This window comes from Vibrio sp. 1727, assembly GCF_033344415.1.
GTDB classification, from domain to species: Bacteria; Pseudomonadota; Gammaproteobacteria; order Enterobacterales; family Vibrionaceae; genus Vibrio; species Vibrio alginolyticus.
Genome location: NZ_JAWPOT010000305.1, coordinates 1 through 676, shown reverse-complemented (window position 1 = coordinate 676; position 676 = coordinate 1). Strand labels below are relative to the sequence as shown.

Genomic DNA, 676 nt, shown 5'->3' with positions numbered 1-676 from the left:
GGCGAGCTCAAGTACCTCAATCAAATTAAAAAAGCACTTCATGAACAGTTTCAGAACCCTGAAGAGGAGTTTGTAAAATTCTTTACTTCAAAAGTGTACGATGGCGTCCAAACCGCAAAAGTCAAAGCACAGTTCATGGATATTACAACGAAGGCTCTAAAACAATTCTTGAACGACAGCATTAATGCTCGATTGAAATCTGCAATTGGTGGAGATGATAAAGCACCGATCAAGGTAGACGATAGCGTTAACACCTTTGAAGAATCCGTCGAACCTGCTCAAGATAAGCCCAAAGTTCAAACGACAGATGAAGAGATCGAGGGTTTTAATGTAGTTAAGGCGATATTGCGACAACAAGTTGATGTACAGCGAGTGTGCGCCCGTGATACGCAAAGTTATTTTGGTATCCTGCTTGATGACAACAATCGGAAGCCATTATGTCGCCTTTGGTTCAATACCAAACAAAAGTACATTGGCCTCTTTGATGAAGCTAAAACAGAAACCCGCCATCCAATCGACTCGATTGACGATATTTTCAAATTTAGTGAACAGTTACAAAGTACGCCAGCACTTTACGAATAGACTTACATAGAAATGCAAATGAAGCTCCAACACATGATGTTTTGATATCTGTGCTGGGGCTTTTCTATTATTCAATCGCCTTAGTTTTGTACAA

General features: G+C 40.1%; 1 pseudogene. It reads left to right on the top strand.

Going from position 1 to position 676, the window contains the following annotated elements:
- Positions 1–582, top strand: a pseudogene (locus R8O10_RS25395) (restriction endonuclease); the annotation flags it as partial.
- Between the last annotated feature and the right edge of the window lie 94 nt (positions 583–676).